Annotated in this window: 17 protein-coding genes; 10 read left to right on the forward strand and 7 right to left on the reverse strand. The window is 62.3% G+C overall.

The window, feature by feature from the left end:
• The first annotated feature begins 24 nt into the window (after positions 1-24).
• Both C0V74_RS04280 and C0V74_RS04285 read left to right on the forward strand, forming a co-directional pair.
• Positions 25-1,050, forward strand: a complete 1,026-nt coding sequence (locus tag C0V74_RS04280) for a phosphotransferase family protein (RefSeq protein WP_143250775.1) — start codon at positions 25-27, stop codon at positions 1,048-1,050.
• Positions 1,040-1,396, forward strand: a complete 357-nt coding sequence (locus C0V74_RS04285) for a DUF6285 domain-containing protein (protein WP_143250776.1) — start codon at positions 1,040-1,042, stop codon at positions 1,394-1,396. Before C0V74_RS04280 ends, C0V74_RS04285 begins: the two co-directional genes overlap by 11 nt.
• Here C0V74_RS04285 and C0V74_RS04290 read toward each other — a convergent pair.
• The 5 genes from C0V74_RS04290 to C0V74_RS04315 form a co-directional block, all read right to left on the reverse strand.
• Positions 1,393-1,965, reverse strand: coding sequence for an NADPH-dependent FMN reductase (locus C0V74_RS04290; RefSeq protein ID WP_143250777.1), 573 nt, complete (start codon positions 1,963-1,965; stop codon positions 1,393-1,395). The genes C0V74_RS04285 and C0V74_RS04290 overlap by 4 nt on opposite strands.
• Complete coding sequence (locus tag C0V74_RS04295; protein ID WP_143250778.1) at positions 1,962-3,452, reverse strand: glycerol-3-phosphate dehydrogenase; 1,491 nt, start codon at positions 3,450-3,452, stop codon at positions 1,962-1,964. The genes C0V74_RS04290 and C0V74_RS04295 overlap by 4 nt, the downstream gene beginning before the upstream one ends.
• A 68-nt stretch (positions 3,453-3,520) precedes the next feature.
• Positions 3,521-4,837, reverse strand: coding sequence for an acyl-CoA dehydrogenase family protein (locus tag C0V74_RS04300; protein WP_143250779.1), 1,317 nt, complete (start codon positions 4,835-4,837; stop codon positions 3,521-3,523).
• 381 nt (positions 4,838-5,218) lie between these two features.
• Positions 5,219-6,337: a site-specific integrase gene (locus tag C0V74_RS04310; RefSeq protein ID WP_246844961.1), complete on the reverse strand. Its 1,119-nt coding sequence runs from the start codon at positions 6,335-6,337 to the stop codon at positions 5,219-5,221.
• Complete coding sequence (locus tag C0V74_RS04315; RefSeq protein ID WP_143250780.1) at positions 6,327-6,998, reverse strand: hypothetical protein; 672 nt, start codon at positions 6,996-6,998, stop codon at positions 6,327-6,329. Before C0V74_RS04315 ends, C0V74_RS04310 begins: the two co-directional genes overlap by 11 nt.
• Positions 6,999-7,108: 110 nt before the next feature.
• Between C0V74_RS04315 and C0V74_RS04320 the strand changes: the two genes are divergently transcribed.
• From C0V74_RS04320 to C0V74_RS04350, 6 genes are all read left to right on the forward strand, one after another.
• Positions 7,109-7,285, forward strand: coding sequence for a helix-turn-helix domain-containing protein (locus C0V74_RS04320; protein WP_143250781.1), 177 nt, complete (start codon positions 7,109-7,111; stop codon positions 7,283-7,285).
• A gap of 164 nt (positions 7,286-7,449) precedes the next feature.
• Positions 7,450-7,959 carry a hypothetical protein gene (locus C0V74_RS04325; RefSeq protein WP_143250782.1) on the forward strand — a complete coding sequence of 170 codons (510 nt, stop codon included), beginning with the start codon at positions 7,450-7,452 and terminating at the stop codon, positions 7,957-7,959.
• A 5-nt stretch (positions 7,960-7,964) separates the two neighbouring features.
• Complete coding sequence (locus tag C0V74_RS04330; protein ID WP_143250783.1) at positions 7,965-8,807, forward strand: hypothetical protein; 843 nt, start codon at positions 7,965-7,967, stop codon at positions 8,805-8,807.
• A 164-nt stretch (positions 8,808-8,971) separates the two neighbouring features.
• Complete coding sequence (locus C0V74_RS12835; RefSeq protein ID WP_168194146.1) at positions 8,972-9,655, forward strand: hypothetical protein; 684 nt, start codon at positions 8,972-8,974, stop codon at positions 9,653-9,655.
• 306 nt (positions 9,656-9,961) lie between these two features.
• The gene (locus C0V74_RS04345) at positions 9,962-10,465 is read left to right on the forward strand and encodes a spore coat U domain-containing protein (RefSeq protein ID WP_143250785.1); all 504 of its coding nucleotides are present in this window, start codon (positions 9,962-9,964) and stop codon (positions 10,463-10,465) included.
• Positions 10,466-10,718: 253 nt separating this feature from the next.
• The gene (locus C0V74_RS04350; protein ID WP_143250786.1) at positions 10,719-11,861 is read left to right on the forward strand and encodes an acyltransferase; all 1,143 of its coding nucleotides are present in this window, start codon (positions 10,719-10,721) and stop codon (positions 11,859-11,861) included.
• A 298-nt stretch (positions 11,862-12,159) separates the two neighbouring features.
• Here the strand turns inward: C0V74_RS04350 and C0V74_RS04355 are convergent, their stop codons facing one another.
• Together C0V74_RS04355 and C0V74_RS04360 are read right to left on the reverse strand one after the other, a co-directional pair.
• Complete coding sequence (locus C0V74_RS04355) at positions 12,160-12,696, reverse strand: recombinase family protein (RefSeq protein WP_143250787.1); 537 nt, start codon at positions 12,694-12,696, stop codon at positions 12,160-12,162.
• 465 nt (positions 12,697-13,161) lie between these two features.
• Positions 13,162-14,499: an NAD(P)-binding domain-containing protein gene (locus C0V74_RS04360; protein ID WP_143250788.1), complete on the reverse strand. Its 1,338-nt coding sequence runs from the start codon at positions 14,497-14,499 to the stop codon at positions 13,162-13,164.
• Between the two features lie 166 nt (positions 14,500-14,665).
• Between C0V74_RS04360 and C0V74_RS04365 the strand changes: the two genes are divergently transcribed.
• Together C0V74_RS04365 and C0V74_RS04370 are read left to right on the forward strand one after the other, a co-directional pair.
• Positions 14,666-15,820, forward strand: a complete 1,155-nt coding sequence (locus tag C0V74_RS04365) for a serine hydrolase domain-containing protein (RefSeq protein WP_143250789.1) — start codon at positions 14,666-14,668, stop codon at positions 15,818-15,820.
• 24 nt (positions 15,821-15,844) lie between these two features.
• On the forward strand, positions 15,845-16,651 hold the full coding sequence (locus C0V74_RS04370) for an enoyl-CoA hydratase-related protein (protein ID WP_143250790.1): 807 nt from the start codon (positions 15,845-15,847) through the stop codon (positions 16,649-16,651).
• Positions 16,652-16,735: the final 84 nt, after the last annotated feature.

Genomic DNA, 16,735 nt, shown 5'->3' on the forward strand with positions numbered 1-16,735 from the left:
GCAAATCGCGCACGTTGCCCTGCGATGGAAGCCGACACCGACCTCGCCGAAGCGCTGCGCCGGGCCGCGCACGATGCGGGTATGCCGGCTGAGCGGGTGGACAATCTGCGCCAGTTGTCGGGCGGCGCCAGCAAGGAGATGTGGGCCTTCGACCTGGTGGCGTCAGACGGGACCTCGACTCCGCTCGTGCTGCGCCGCCAGCCGCCGGGTCGCGGTTTCTCGTCGCAAGGTCTGCCGAGCGTCGCCGCCGAAGCTGCGCTGATCCGGCTTGCCGAGGGCGCGGGCGTGCCGGTCCCATCGGTTGCCTTCGAACTGGCTCCGGGCTCTCCGGCGGGCGACGGCTACGCGATGGCGCGGATCGAAGGTGAAACCGTCGGCGGGCGGGTGCTGAAACTGGCTGAACTGGCCGAGGCGCGCGCGCAGATGGCGCGGCGCTGCGGGGAGATCCTCGCGCGGCTTCATGCGGCGAAAGGATACGAGGCGCTGGGCCTGCGGGAAATCGGGGCCCGGGCGGAACTTGCCGCGCTGGAGGAGCGCCACCGCGCCACCGGACACGACCGGCCCGTGTTCGAACTCGCGCTCCGCTGGCTAGACGATCACTTGCCCGAAGAACGTACCCGCGTTCTCCTTCATGGCGATTTTCGCAACGGTAACCTGATGGTCGGCCCCGATGGCATTCGGGCGGTGCTTGACTGGGAACTCGCGCATGTCGGCCCACCCGTCTACGACCTGGCCTGGCTGTGCGTCACCAGTTGGCGCTTTCAGCGGCCCGAACTGCCGGTGGGCGGCTTCGGCACGCGGGAGGACCTGATCGCGGGCTACGAGGCCGTTGGCGGAGCGCCGGTGGACCCCGGCGAACTCCATGCGTGGGAGGTGTTCCAGACCATGAACTGGGGTGTGATGTGCGCCGGCATTGCCGAAGCGTTCGCGGACGGCGGCCGCTCGATCGAGGCCGGCGTGATCGCCCGCCGTGCAAGCGAAACCGAGTTCGATCTCATGCGCCTGCTCGCGCCGGACCATCCCGCATGGAGTGCAGCGGATGTTCGATAAACCCGCGCCCGCGCTGCTGATCGCCGAAGCGCGCCGCGCGCTTGAGGCAGGCGTTGCCCAGGGTTTTCCGCAGAAGGTGGTCGCCAACGCCCTCGGAATCGCGCAACGCGAGCTTGAGGCGGGCCCACAGCGGACGCGGCAGGAGCTGGAACGGCTGAACGCATTGCTGGGAGACGACGGCGATCTCCCCACCCTGAACGGCCGACTGGCGAGCGCCATACGCACCGGTACGACTGCCGCCGATGATCCCGCTCTCCTCGATCACCTGATCCGCACGACCATCGCGAAGCTGGAGATCGATCAACCGGCTTACCCGGCGTTCAAGGCGTGGCGCGAAGGCGCCTAGCCATCGCCCAGCGACGTCAGGCTGCGCGCTCCGTCGACCACCTGCCGTCCAACCATCTCGAGCTGCGAGCGAGAACGATCGTCCAGCCGGTCACCGGTGGGCGAGAACATGTCGGGCCCCACCCGGATCGTGGCACCCATCGGCGTGGGCCAGCCCCGCAGTGCGTGCACGACGGTGCGCAATGTCTGCATCGTGTTGACCGTCGCCTGATCGCCGTAAGCGGTCGCGATCAACCCCACCGCGCGGCCATCGAGGTAAGGTCGCGCGTCGCTGGCCAGATCCTCAAGGTAGTCGAGGGCGTTCTTGACGAGACCCGAAACCGTTCCGTGATAACCGGGCGCGGAGATCAGCAGACCATCGGCCGCCCGCACCGCCTCAACCATTTCCGCGCCGTGCTCCAGCGTATGGCCCGGCCCCCGGTAGTGCGGCAGGGCCGCCAGATAGGCGCCGTCGAACAGCGACACTTGCGCGCCCTCCGCTTCTGCGGCCGCGATTGCGGACTTGAGGGCAAGCTCGGTTGCGCTGCCAGGCGAAACCGTGCCGCCGATCGCGACGATGCGGGGGGTCAAGCGGGATGCTCCTGCGTCAAGAATTGCTCCAGTGCCTGTCGCTGTTCGGGCGAGAAACGCAAGCCCAGCTTGGTCCGCCGCCACAGGATGTCGTCTGCGGTGACGGCCCACTCCCGTGTGCAGAGGTAGCGCACCTCCCGCGCTGTCAGACCCGCCCCGAAGTGCTCGCCGCATGCCCCAAGAGTGGCCGCATCGCCGAGCACGGTGAACGCGAGCGTGCCGTATGCCTTCACGAGACGATCCGCCCAGGCAGGTTCGAGGAAGGGATAGCGCGCGGCGAGCTCACTCCTCAGCTTCGGTTGCCCGTCGGTCGCGAAATCACCACCGGGGAGAGGCGCGCGGTCAGTCCAGTGCTGTCCGTCAAGCTCAGCAAGGCGCTCCCCCAGAAGCGCGACCGCCTCCTGCGCGAGGTGCCGATATGTGGTGATCTTGCCGCCGAAGACGCTCAGGATCGGCGCGCCCTCGTCCTCCTCCGACAGTTCGAATCGATAGCCGCGGGTGGCCGCCTCAGGCTTGCCGCTGCCGTCGTCGATCAGGGGCCGGACCCCGGCGAAGGCCCAGACGATCTGCTCGGGCAGCACGGCCTTTTGGAAGAAGCGGCTCGCGCCCTCGCAAAGATAGGCGATCTCCTCCTCGCTCGCCTCGATCGGATCGTTCGGTCCCTGGTCCCGGTCCGTGGTCCCAATGAGGGTGAAGTCCCGTTCGTAGGGCATCGCGAAGAAGATGCGCCCGTCCGGCAGCTGGAAGAAGTACGGATACGGGTGATCGAACAACCGCGACACCACGATGTGCGACCCGCGAACCAGTCGTACCGCGCTGTCCGTGCGTTCGTCCGCCTTGCGCAACAGCTTCAGCACGCCGGGTCCCGCCGCGTTGACGATCGCTCGCGCGGAGAACTGCCCGTCGGGAGTGGAAATGCGCCAGGCCGGCCCAACCCGTTCCAGCTCCTCGACGGGACAGCGGGTACGCACGTGCGCCCCTCTGTCCGCGGCGTCACGCGCATTGAGGATGACCAGCCGCGCGTCATCGACCCAGCAATCGGAATAGGCGAAGCCGTGGGTAAATTCGGGCTTCAACGGCTCACCCGCCGGATGGCGATCGAAGCGGATGCTCTGCATGGCCGGCAGCTTCTTGCGGGCGCCGATATGGTCGTAAAGGAACAGGCCCAGCCGCAGCAGCCACCGCGGACGGAGGCCGCGAACGTGAGGCAGGACGAAGCGCATCGGCCAGATGATGTGCGGCGCGATGGTCCACAGGCGTTCGCGCTCGGACAAGGCCTCCCGCACCAGCCCGAACTCGTAGTGCTCGAGATAGCGCAACCCGCCGTGGATCAGTTTGCTCGACGCCGACGACGTGCCGCCCGCGAGATCGCCCGCCTCGAGCAACAGCACCCGCGCGCCCCGTCCCGCGAGGTCGCGCGCGATCCCGGCGCCATTCACGCCGCCGCCGATCACCGCGACATCGAAGGTATGCTCCGCTTGCCCCATACCGCTCCTGCGTACAGTTCCCGCCGGCGCTGGCGAAGCTACTCCCTCATGTCGCGGTTCGGTTGCAGCTAGTTGCGGAACGATGCCGACATGGCGGAATCGTGCGGGCCTTCGCGGACTTCGTTGAGCTCGTGGCGTCCGACCACCATGTGATGCACGGCATCCGGGCCATCCGCGATGCGCAGCGTGCGGGTGTTGGCATACATGCGGGCCAGCGGCGTGTGCTGCGAAACGCCGAGCGCACCATACATCTGGATCGCCTCGTCGATGATCTGGCACACCCGTTCAGGCACCATGGCCTTGACCATGTGGATCCACACGCGGGCTTCGCGGTTGCCGAGCACGTCCATCGCCTTGGCGGCCTTCAGCACCATCAGGCGCATGGCCTCGATGTCGATCCGGGCCCGGCTGACGATCTCCAGATTGCCGCCCAGCTGGATGATCGGCTTACCAAAGGCCACGCGGCTCATGCCTCGGCTGACCATCAGGTCGAGCGCTTTTTCCGCCGAACCGATGGCGCGCATGCAGTGGTGGATGCGGCCGGGCCCAAGGCGAAGCTGGCTGATCTCGAACCCGCGGCCTTCGCCCAGCAGGATGTTCGACGCGGGCACGCGTGCATTGTTGAAACGAATGTGCATGTGGCCATGCGGCGCGTCGTAATCGCCAAACACCTGCTGACCGCCGACGATCTCGACACCTTCGGTGGGCAGCGGCACCAGGATCTGCGATTGGCGCCCGGAAGCGGGCGAGTCCTCGTCGCCGGTGCGCACCATCGTGATCATGACCTTGCAGCGCGGATCGCCGGCGCCCGAGATGTAATGCTTTTCGCCGTTGATGACGTACTCGTCACCCACCCGAACCGCGGTAGTATCGATGTTCTTCGCGTCGGAGCTGGCGGTGTTCAGTTCGGTCATGCAGAAGGCGGAGCGAATCTTCCCCTCGAGCAGCGGCTCCAGCCACTGCTTCTTCTGCTCCGGCGTGCCGACCCGTTCCAGCACCTCCATGTTGCCCGTGTCAGGCGCGGCGCAGTTCATGATCTCCGATGCGAGCCGGTTCTTGCCCAGTTCCACGGCGATGTAGGCATAATCGAGATTGGACAGGCCTTCGCCGGTGTGGGCGTCAGGCAGGAAGAAGTTCCACAGCCCTTCCGCCTTTGCCTTTTCCTTGGCGGCATCCAGCACTTCGAGCTGGCCGGGCGCGTAGTCCCAGATGTCCGCGCGGTTCTCACCCAGTTCGTGGAATTTCTCCGAAGCCGGCTGCACCACTTCCTGGATGAATTGCTTGACCTGATTGAACAGCGGCAGCGCCTTGTCGGACATCCGCAGATCGTTGAGCTCATCCTGAGGGTTCAGCGCAAAGCCGGACTGCGAACGTTCGGTGGTCATGGATCTATCCTTCAGCTTCAAACGACGGGCCGGACGGCCGGGTGACGGCCCTTGCTAGGCACTGTTGCCGCGCCTTGCACCCATAGTTTTTCGATGACCTGCTTGTGAAGTTGCTTTCTGCTTCGGCCCGGCCGCATCGGACCGATGGCGCGCCACCTACCGAGACCCTGTGGACGCCGCCGTTTCGCAGCCGCTCAAGCCTTCACTTCGATAAGTAGGTTCGGATGGCATCCTGCGCGGCCCGCCGCACAAGGGACGGCGACTACTGCGGCAAACGTATTTGAGAGTGGTAGCGGAGGAGGGACTTGAACCCCCGACACGCGGATTATGATTCCGCTGTTTACTACCGCAATTCTGCGGTTTTCTAGCCTCGTGCTGCATTCATGTTGCACTCGCACTGCCGAAGATGCCCCGACTTGCAGCGTGCGCTAGCGCCGTGTCGCGCTTGTCGTCCGCCATCAGGTGCCCGTAAGTATCTAGCGTCATCTGCGCGCTGGCATGCCCCAACCAACTCTGGAGGCGCTTCAAATCCACGCCGGCAGATATCCAATTAGAGGCAGCCGCATGTCTTAGTGCGTGCATGCCAAATCTGGTCCCCTGAGCGTCGCTGAGTCTCGCACGGGCGCAGAGTGGCGCCCACCACCGCCGCAACAGGTTCTCGCGTCTAAGCGGCCCGCCTGTGGCGCTTGGCAGCAGCAACCCCTTGCCCCCGGTCCGCAGCTTATGCGCCTTCAACTCTTTCACGACTTCAGGAGGCAGGGGGATCGTGCGCCGCCCTGCCCTGCTCTTCGGCGGCCCGATGACGCCCCATGCATCAGCGCGCTGGGTTATCGTGACCGTAGCGGCCTTTAGATCAATCGCTGACCAGTCGAGTCCGCGAAGCTCGCTTGAGCGCATGCCGCTGGAGATCAGCAGCCCCACTATCGGCCGCTCCTCGTCGCGGGCTGCCTGCAGCAGCGCGCGCAATTCGGTTGCTGCCGGTACGACCACCGGCTCGCGATCGCGGCTGGCGCGAACCACCTTCACGCCTTGCGCGACATTCTGTGCGACTAAACCGCGGCGCTGAGCTTCAGAGATGATCATCGACAGGGACCGTACAGCCTTGCCGGCCATCGCCTTAGAACGAGTGTCGAGCAACTGGTCGCGGAAGGACTCCACCTGCGGTCGGGTCAATCGCGACAAGCGCAAGCCGCCGATCAACGGCACAATGTGGAGGCGTGCCAGTTCGCGATAAGACTTCACTGTCGAGCGCTCCCGCCCTTCCCGTTCGGACTTCGCAATCCAGAGATCAGCGGCTGCCGCTACGTCGATCGAGTCCCGATCATGCGTGTGAGTACCATCACGCACTTGCGTGGCAGCTGTCAGTGCAAAGGTCTCAGCATCCTTTTTGCGCGTGAACTGGCGCGACCGACGCTTGCCGGCGATGTCGCGATAATCGACGAGCCACGCTTGTTTGGCGGTGCCGTCCGGGGCGACCCAGGCGCGCTTTCTAATCGCCATCAGAGGCAACTTCGAGGTTGAGCGTCACCATCTTATCAAGACGGGTCTTCTTGAACTCTCTGATCGGCGCGCTGTTGTCGACAACCAACTTAGTCAGGAATTCGGTGAGCGTGGAACTTGATGGCTCTAAGACCTCGCTCCAATGAACCAATAAAGCGTACATCATCTCCCGGAGGCCGATGACGACCCACCTCCAGTGTTCTCCAGTGACGGGCTCAAAATCGACCTTAGAGCGCGATAGCTGACCGAGCATCTTTCGCCGTGTGACGATCGATAAGGCGCCGTAAGGCAACCGATTCTCGCGATCGAGGGCAGCAAACGTGAGGGCACTCGGACTTATAAGTAGCATCGGCTCCGATGCGTTCTTTATCGGTCCGATTGCCATCAAGCAGGCGACGAACAGATCGTCGCGGTTTTCTTCGATGAGATCTGCGACAGCGCGCGGCGACAAACCAACTTGGATCAGCTCCAGAGCTACTGCCAACTCCAAGATCATCGGAGTTGAATAGGCGACCCGTTTGCCTTTGCCAGGGTTGGCCCCCGCCGGCACCCCTTCCCCCTGAAGCTTACGTAGCCGGGCCTTGAACGCACCTAAGCCCTCGGGCGCGACCCAGTGCATATCGGCGAAGACGCCAATTACGGCCGCATAGCTTAGCTCCATCTGATCCCCACCATGCAAAAACCGGATTCGGTTTAAGCCGCTTGACACGGATGCTACGGACAGACAAGTAACACCTGTTCCGGTTTAGATATTAAAGGGAGCGTATGCAAATGTTGAATGCAGACCTGTTGAGCGGCGCGAAAGCGGCAGGCGATTATATCGGGGAAAGCCCCCGCGCCGTTTATCACATGACAGAGCGCGGCTTGCTGCCCTGCATCCGCAAGGGCCGTAAGCTCTACTTCCGCAAGTCCGAGCTTGAAGCTGCATTCCGTTCGGAGGCGGCTTGAGATGAATACGAAAAACCCCCTGAGCGTGGCTCAAGGGGCTTCGGTGTCGATTGGTCCCGACGCGAAGCCTTCTAACAGCTGCCGCCCTCGCCTTCAAGCATCACCGGCCGCCCGGTTACGCCTCGCGGCGCTGCTCTGGAAGCCTTCTGCCATGGAGGCTGATCATGGGTAACGCTACGCTGCACCACAACAGCGGCATCCTGATCCCGCGTTCTGAGTACGAGGAACTGACCGAGGCGCTGGCGACGGTGTTTCGCATCGGTGCCAAGTTCACCCCTCGCCTAGTCGATCGGCTGGACCTGCAGGACGGCGATCCTGATCTGGAGGACAGCGGGGACGATGAACCTGCCGGCGATGAAAAGGACGGCGCCTGGATCGAATGGCACCAGATGCGCGGCTCGCCGAAGCGCAGATCAAATATTCTGCCGACCTATAACGAGGACGACGAGGAGGACGATCCTTCCGAGGAAGACGACCATAGCGGTCAGTGCACCCAGGATGAGATCAGCAGCGGTGTACCTAGTTTCGGCTGGGGCGGCCCAATGGCGGCAGGTTGCCCGATCGCTGACCCTGGCATCGCAGACAGCGGCGCCGTGCAAGACGCGTATGGGCTGGATGCGCCGAACTATGGCGTCGATCAGTCTCAGCCTCTCAGCCCTGGCCACGAGGTCTAGGTCCTATGGGGCAAGGTCACCAGAAGGCCGACCACGGCGGCAACTTTTACATGACGCCCCGGCGCGTGGTGTCGAGCGTGGCGTGGAGGCACACAAGCTTCCGCGCCCGCTCGATCCTTGATGCGTTCCAGCTCGCCTTCAACGGTCGCAACAATGGCGAGATCGCCTTTGCCATCCACGACATCGGTAAGGCGATCGGCAACTCTAATCACGGCCCAAACGCGAAGGCCGTCGCTGAGCTGATCGAGAAAGGATTTCTCGAATGCACAAGCGATGCAAACCGGGCGCAGTCCAAGGCGCGGACCTACCGGATCACCTTCATCTCAACCGGCGAGCCGCGCAAGAACGTGCCGGCGACACACGATTACGAGACTTGGCGACCCGCTACTCGGCGGACATTCGGCGGTGTGAGAACAACAAGCAAGAACCCGCTTCCCGGTGTTGAAACAACAAGCACGGTGAAAGTCTCCGGTGTTGAAACAACAAGCACATCGACGGAAAGCCGCCGGTTTGGGGGCGTTTCCTTAGATGTGGGAACAACACCCCCTCTATATAACCATCCTACGCCTGCCGAGCAGGGCGATAAAACGTCCCTCCAACCTCTGAAAATATCCTTTCAAACGCGGGCGGCCGATTTGCGGGCTGACCTGGAGACACTGCGCGCCTGGGTTGTCGAAGCTGTCGAACGGAGAGGATACGGCGGCGCAAGGATGCTGGCGCAAGACGCTGGCATCTCTGAGGTCGCGCTGTCGAGGTTCCGCAGCGGGAAGAACCTGCCCGATCAATATCGTATCGCGCTGCAGGAGGCCTGCGCGAGGGCGATCCCCTTCAACAAGTTGGCTACTTAGTGGCTCGCCCCAAATCAGACGTCGACCCCAAGAAGCTGCATAACGCGGCCATGCCTAGCCGCCGCCGGCGGAAGCGCAGAGAAAGACCGGATCCCCCGGCGCAGCTGAAATCGGCCGAAGCTAAGGCGTTAGCGCGTCTGAGACGCATGCCCATCTCGCCGGGGATGCTCATCGAAGTGCGAGATGACGGGGACGACGGCTGGGAGTTCGTCTCACCTTGGAATGACGAGGAACTCCACGAGATCCACCTGCACAACACCTTCGGCACTAGGTCGCACGCTGCGACCACGGCGTTTCTAGGCGAGGTCGGCAAGCTGTGCCGGCGAGACTTTGATCACGATATCCAGCAGTGGAAGATCAACGAGACCGACCTGAACGCGGCTCTGGATTGGATAGCATCGATCGAGCCCCGCAACCCGATCGAGGCCGCAACAGCTCTGCAGATGCTCGCGCTACACCGAATGCAGATGAGCCTCTCACGCGGCGCCCTCAATAGCGGTGGCATGGTCATGACGCGCGAAGCGGCACTCGCCGGCAAGCTGTCCCAGCGGTTCGCCATGCTTCAGGCGAGCCTGCGTGACGGCCGCGGCACACGGAAGCCGATCAGCCGCCAATCGATCAAGGTTTCCAAGGAGACCCACCATCACCAGCATATCCATGTCCACCGGAGGGATCAGCAAAATGACGGACAACCTCATGGACCGACAGACGCGCTTATTGACCAATGCGCCGCTCTGCCGAGCCCGAACCAAGCGGGGGACGGCCTGCCGTTGCCCAGCGATGAGAGGGAAGCGCGTGTGCCGCATTCACGGGGGCAAGAGCCCAGGCGCGCCAAGGGGAAAGGATAACGGTAAATGGAAACACGGTGGCGAGACCAAAGAGTCCATTGCAATGCGACGAGCGGCCTCAGCGCTCTTAAAGCAGCTTGGCTGAAGGCCACGCAGTTGACGTCCGCTTATAAGGTTTGCTGTGAACGCCCAGAATGTCTTGTATTCGGGTGGAAAGCAGTCACACTAAGACTGGTGTGGTCAGGTAGCGTCTAGGGTGCACCTACGCACCTCAACCCGGTAATCTGTGACTTCGGACCTGTTCCCAAAAGACACGCGCTTCAGGACCTGCTCGCGGTGCGTCGTGCCGATTGGCATCGGTGCGACATGATCACTAATGTTCTTCGAGCCGCATTGTTGGGCCTCATGCTCTTCGGAATGAACATTGCCGGCGGTGTGAGCGCTCTAGCCGCCTCCAATTCCGTGACGGCGACAATGGAGGTGAGCCTGCATGTTACTGCTAACTGCACGGTAAGAGCCGATCCGCTCAGCTTTGGCTCGCTCAACGAGGCCGACGCACCCGACGCCGATGCAAGCTCTTCTATTGAAGTAGCTTGCACAGAGAGCACGCCGTTCATGGTCATGCTCGATGACGGACAAAATGCAGGCGGTGGAGCGAGGCGGGCCCTAGACCCTGTTCGTGGGAGATACGTCTCTTACGACATCTACAGCGATAGGGCTCACACAGAGCGCTGGGGCGGGGTGGGGAGTGCAGTTTTGGTTGCTGGCACTAGCCCGGTAACTCGGTTGTTAGCCTACGGTGCGGTGCATAGTTCAGAGATCGCCGCCGGGGATTACCGAGACCTAGTTACATTGACGGTTGCCTATTAGGGAAGCCAATCGGCGTTTGCTGCACTTTCTGAATGGGTCGTTTGCGGCTGGCCCGCTCTTAGGCTGCGTCAAGACACGCGTGAGCGGCTCAAGATGGGTGGAAAGCAAACATACAGCATCAGGTGTGGCGGATGAGGCCTCGATACGCCCGTCCGTCTCGCTAGGTATTTAGCATTTCGGAACTTCTTGCGCATACTGGAAGTGGTGCAAGCCTTACCTCGGAGCAGGGTACAACAGGAGGGAATCAAGACACGTGGCCGAGTTAAACAATTCGGCTGCGGGTCTCGAGGTCGCAGCGAGCCAAGCTACAGTTTCAGCTTCAGGTTCGCCTTCCTCCGAGTTATCTTCACTAACCGCCGCTCGAGGGATTGCGGCATGGTGGGTGGTAGTGTTCCACCTCCACTTCTACCTTCCTCCCGCACCGTTCGGAGCGCTTTCCTTGGTGCTCAAGTCCGGTAATCTCGCAGTGGATTTCTTTTTCGTACTCTCCGGGTTCGTGATCCAGCTCAGCTGGGGACGGAGGATTGGAGAGGAAGAAGGCCCCATGAAGTTTTTTGTGGCCCGTTTCGCCCGTATCTATCCGCTTCACCTGCTGCTGTTGCTTGCTTTCGCAGTCTATTTCAGCGCTGCTGTCATATTCGGAAGCTCGACCTCAGCCGCAGATCCCCAGCCGCTGTATTTCCTGATGTCGCTCTTCCTCGTGCAGAATTGGGGCTTCGCGGCAGAGACGTCATGGAATGTGCCCGCGTGGTCGATTTCGGCGGAAGCGGGAGCCTATCTCCTTTTTCCGCTGCTCCTCGCGATGCTGAGTCCCGGCAGACGCCCGATCTGGCTCTTGCTGCTATGTATCCTATTCCTGTCACTGGCCCTGCATGGTTGGTTTCGACTTTTCGATTACTCGTTTCCCAATGACGTGGCGCAGACCGGGCTCGCTCGCTGCATCGTGCAGTTCGCCATCGGCATGATCGTATGCGAGGTGTACGAGCGGCTGTCGCCGTCCCGACGCGAGGGTCATCTCCTCCTGATTATCTCCGGCTGCCTTGCTGCTTGCTGGTTTGCATTCGCGGCGCCGGTGGTGCCGCTGGCTTGGGCGACGCTGATCCTAGGGCTTGCCTGCGGAGGCGCGCAATGGCTGTCCTTTGCTCCTCTCGTTTGGATCGGGCGCATCAGCTTTGCGACGTATCTTTCACATTATTTCGTGCTCATGGTCTACAAGTTCGTCTTTTTAGACGAAGGCGGGACGCTCAGGCTGCCCGTGAGCATCTTATATGCCGCGACTGTCTTGGTCCTTTCGGCGCTCCTCTATCACTGCTTCGAGCGGCCAGCACAACAAACCGTGCTCGATCGGTTTGGCACGCCGAATAGCAGAGGAATGAAACGCAAAGCGTCAGCATAAGCTGCAAAGTCACCGCGATCGGCTGACGTGCTCTAGAGTAGACAAGCCGCGTGGTGCCAAATCTTCCGCCCGTCAGAAGTCGAACGTCCGCTTTGGTCGAAAGCCGACACTCCTCCCGAAGCTGAGCAAACGTCTGTTTCTGGGGACTGCCCTACAGCTGCTAGAAGACCGGGAGTGGGCGCAAAGCTGCCATCGTGTTCGGCTTCGCCGAACGTCCGCAATGGGGTCGAAAGCAGACATTCCGCTTCCAGTCGCCCATCCTTCAAAAGCGGTCATTCGTCAGATGGCAACAATTCCATCACAGGGCGCGATAAACGCTAGCCCTCGATATCCCGAGCTTTCGAGCTATCGCGGCCGGTCCTAATCCAGAATCTTTAAGGTCTTTGACCGCAGCCGGATCAATGCTTGGCTTTCGACCGCGGTAGACCCCGCGCTCCTTGGCTCGTTCAATGCCGTCGCGCTGCCTTTCTCGCCTGATGTCATTCTCGAACTCAGCAACAGCGCCAAGGATTGCCAGCGTCAGCTTGCCAGTGCTGGTCGAGGTATCCACCCCACCCTGTTGAAGGCAGCGGAAAGCAACGTCCTCAGCTTGAACTCGCGCCATGATCGAGTGAAGGTCGCCTACCGAACGCGCCAGGCGATCCAGGCGCGTCACGACTAGAGTGTCCCCCTCGCGGGCCTGATCCAGCGCCCTCCCCAGCTCAGGTCGATCTTTCGTGGATCGGCCGCTCACTTTCTCGCTGTAGATCTTTTGGCACCCCGCTGCGCGAAGGGCGTCCACTTGGGCCTCAACCGATTGTCCAGTCGAGCTCACTCGTGCGTATCCAATAAGCATGCAGCACCTGTCGCATTAGGGTTTAGACCATAGCTGACTAGTGCATCGAAATGCGCAAATCAACCCAATTGAGACGACATCCATGCAGGCTTGAAACGTCGCTGTGAGGTATACCCTACAGATGCAACGCATGCGTCATGGCTCGGCTATCGGATGCCTAGGGGGGTGGCCCAAAGAGTAGCGCCTTCGACTTGGGCACCGCTGCAGGATTGCTTTGCAAACGCTAACACAGTTTCTCGCCCGCGCGCGCGAGGGAACCAACATACCGAACGTCTGCTTCTGGGCCGATAGCGGACTGACTGCTTGCGGCAGCGGCTCGGCAAAAGCGGACGTATCTCGAGCGACCTCACCTTCAGGGCCGTGCACCGTGTTGCGTCGCGATCCTGACCTTGGTGACGTGGCCGTGCATTTTCCCACGATCGGCTTTCACATTAGCGAATGCCCCGCCGAATAAAGGCAGCCGATCTAAGCGGCGAGCCGGCGCCCTCGCGCCTTGCCGCGCCGTTCCCCCCGCGCGATCTCTTTGTGAAGATCGGCCACGTAGCGGGCGAAATCGACCTGGATGGTGTGCCGCGTCGATTGGTAATAGTCCCCCAGTTCGACCGCTTCATCGTGGGACGTGATCCGGCGCACTTCGTCGACCGAAGGCAGTTCATAGCGGCCTGCAAGGTAGCTGGTCGCCAGCTTTGACTGCTGTTCGGCAAAGTTCACCAGTGTAGGTAACGGTTGAGCCAGACCCATGAAGAACAGATCGGGGATGCCGGGGATCATCATGCGCTTGAACAGCGGGAAGCGGTTCTGCGAGTCGGGCAGGAGCGCCGGGTCGTCGAAAAAAGGGAAGCTGATCCGGTAGCCGGTGGCGTAAATGATCGCGTCCACCGCTTCGACGCTATCGTCCTCGAAGCGGACGCGACTTCCTTCGAGCGCCTTGATGTTGGGCTTGAACTTGATGTCGCCGCAACTGGCACGGGTCAGGAACTCGCCGGAAACCGAGGGATGCGCATCCAGCGGTTCGTGATCGGGCGCAGGCAGGCCGTAATCCTCCATCCGGCCGACCATTTTCTTGATCATGCGACGAGCGATCGCCTTGCCCAGCTTGCGCGGAATCCACGTCGGCATTGCCGATTTGTCCATCGGCTTGCCGCCCGCCATTTTCGGCAGCACCCAAACCCCGCGCCGCGCCGCCACCCAAAGATTCTTCGCCAGGTGTCGCTGCGAGAGTTCGCTGGCGACGTCCATCGCAGAATTGCCCATGCCTACCACGACCACATTCTTGCCGCGCAAGTCGACCGGATCGTATGGATCGCGGTAACTGTGAACGTGGAAGTGCGGGCCTTCGAAGGCGCCGGGATATTCTGGGATGTTGGGATTCCAGTGATGCCCGTTGCACACGAACAGAACCTCGTAGTCCCGCGTCTCGCCCGTCGACAGGGTCACCCGCCATCCGCCGTCGGGCAGCCGGACGGCGTGCGTGACCGCCGTGTTGAAGGTGATGCGTTCCCGAAGTCCGAAATGGTCGACGTAATCGCGGAAGTAGCGCCACAACAGCTCGTGGCTGGGGAAGTCGGGCCAGTCGTCGGGCACGGGGAAATCCTCGAACGCGAGGCGCCACTTGGACGTGTCGATGTGGAGCGACTGGTAGCAGGCCGATTTGCCGTTGGGATTCTTGTAGTACCAGTTGCCGCCGACATCGTCGGACATTTCGAAGCAGTCGAAGGAAATCCTTTCGTCCTGCAGCCGCTTGGCGGTCGTGAATCCTGAACAACCAGCACCGATGATGCACGCTCGCTTGTCGTCGCCCATATCCGCTCCCTCAATTCTACAGACTTTGAGGCGATGATGACCCGATGCGGACGGCCCATCAAGCTGGGCGCGTAAAGGGATTCTCTTGGCCGCCGAAGCTCGGCCTGCTTGAACGGCGGCGCGATCGAGACCTACTGTGCGAAAAACCGCACGAAGGCGGCGTATCATGGGAGGGAGACTATTGGTAGACGATCGTTTGTTTGCCGCTGCTGTCGCCGCGGCCAATTTGCCAGGCGCGATCGGGCTCATTCTGGACCGCCACGGAATTCGTTATGCCCGGGGCTTCGGCGTGTCGGAGATCGGCCGCGACGTCCCGATGCGGATCGAGACGCCGGTCCAGATCGCGTCGATGACAAAGGCTATCGTGGCTGTCGGCGCGATGCAACTGGTAGAGCGAGGCAAGCTCAGCCTGGACGATCCGGTTGATCAACTGCTGCCAGAACTCGCCACCCCGCAAGTGCTGACGGGCTTCGCCGGGGATGGCAGCCCGAAACTGCGGCCGGCGGCGCGGCCCATCACATTGCGCCACCTGCTCACCCATACCTCAGGCCTCTCGTACAGCTTCATCCGGCCAGAGACGCTGCGGTGGTTCCAGATACAGGGGATGCCTCCACCCGGCAGCCGCAAGAGCATCGAAATGCCACTGCTTTTCGATCCAGGGGAGGCATGGGAGTACAGCGTCGGGATCGACTGGGCGGGCCTCGCGATCGAAGCGGCGACCGGCCAGCGGCTGGGTGCCTACCTGGCGGAGCACGTCACAGGTCCGCTGCGGATGCACGATACCGCCTTCCATACCGCGCCCCCACCGGGGGCAGCCAGTGTTCACGTGCCCGCGCAGGAAGGGGGGTGGGCCACGCAACCGTTGTGGCTCAACAGCGGCGAGTTCGACATGGGCGGAGGCGGATTGACCTCGACGGCTCTTGATTACGGCCGGTTCCTCCGCATGGTGCTTTGCGGCGGCGAACTTGATGGAGCCCGCATCCTGTCGGGACCCACATTGGCGGAGATGGGCCGAAACCAGATCGGCGACATCCGCGCTGGCTACATGGGCACAGCGATTCCCGAACTGGCGCAACCTTTCGACTCGTATCCCGATCAACAGACCGGCTGGGGTCTGACGTGGCTGATCAATCCGGAACCAACCGCGGAGGGCCGCTCGGCGGGCAGCCTTGCATGGGCGGGAATCTTCAACAGCTATTACTGGGCTGATCCGGCCGCCGGCATCGCCGGCGTCTTCGTCAGTCAGGTTTCGCCGTTCGGGCATCCCGCCGCCCTCGACGCGTTCCACGCGCTCGAGCGATTTGCCTACGGTCGCGATTGATCGGGTGTTGACAGGGAAAAGGCGATGTCTGTCAGATATAACACCATAACGGTGGAAAAGCGCGGCGCGGTAGACTGGCTGACGCTCAACCGGCCCGAAGCGCTCAACGCCATCTCGGTCGACATGGTGCGCGAACTCGACGACTATTTCGGCCGGCTCTACCACGACCGGGAAACCCGGGTCGTGGTCATGCGCGGCGCCGGCCGCGCATTCTGCGCCGGACTCGACATCAAGGACCGTGCCGGGCGGAGCCCGCAGGCGATCCCATTCGGTGGAGGATTCGGTTTCCAGGGTTATCTGGCGGGTGTTTACATCAAGATGCGCCGTTGCCCGCAGCCGATCGTCGCGCTCGTCCACGGAGCGGCCTGCGGGGGCGGGTTCTCATTCGCGCTCGCCTCGGACATCCGCATCGCGGGCGAGAGCATGCGGATGAACGCGGCCTTCGTGAAGCTCGGCTTATCGGCATGCGACATGGGCGTGAGCTACTTTCTCCCGCGGCTGGTTGGGGTGTCGGTAGCTTCCGAGCTAATGCTGACCGGACGTTTCATCCATGCGCCGCGGGCGCTTGCCACCGGCCTGATCAGCGAGGTGGTGCCCGACCATCAACTCGAGGCGGCAGCCCAATCCTACCTCGATGAGATGCTGCTCGCATCGCCGATGGGTCTGCGAATGACTAAGGAGGGGCTCAACATGGCCGTGGACGCCGCGAGTCTCGAGGCCGCCATGGCGATTGAGAACCGCAACCAACTGATGACCGCCGCTAGCCCGAACTTCGCCGAAGGGATGCAGGCGTTCCTGGAAAAGCGTCCACCGAGGTATATCGCCGACTAGAGACGAGGACACGGCGCTTGAACGGTTTCGCCTCCTAACCATCGGCAGTCTGGCTAACGGCCGACCGTCCGTCCGTTTTCCAGT

This window comes from Altererythrobacter sp. TH136 (assembly GCF_007065885.1).
In the GTDB taxonomy this organism is placed as follows: Bacteria; Pseudomonadota; Alphaproteobacteria; order Sphingomonadales; family Sphingomonadaceae; genus Tsuneonella.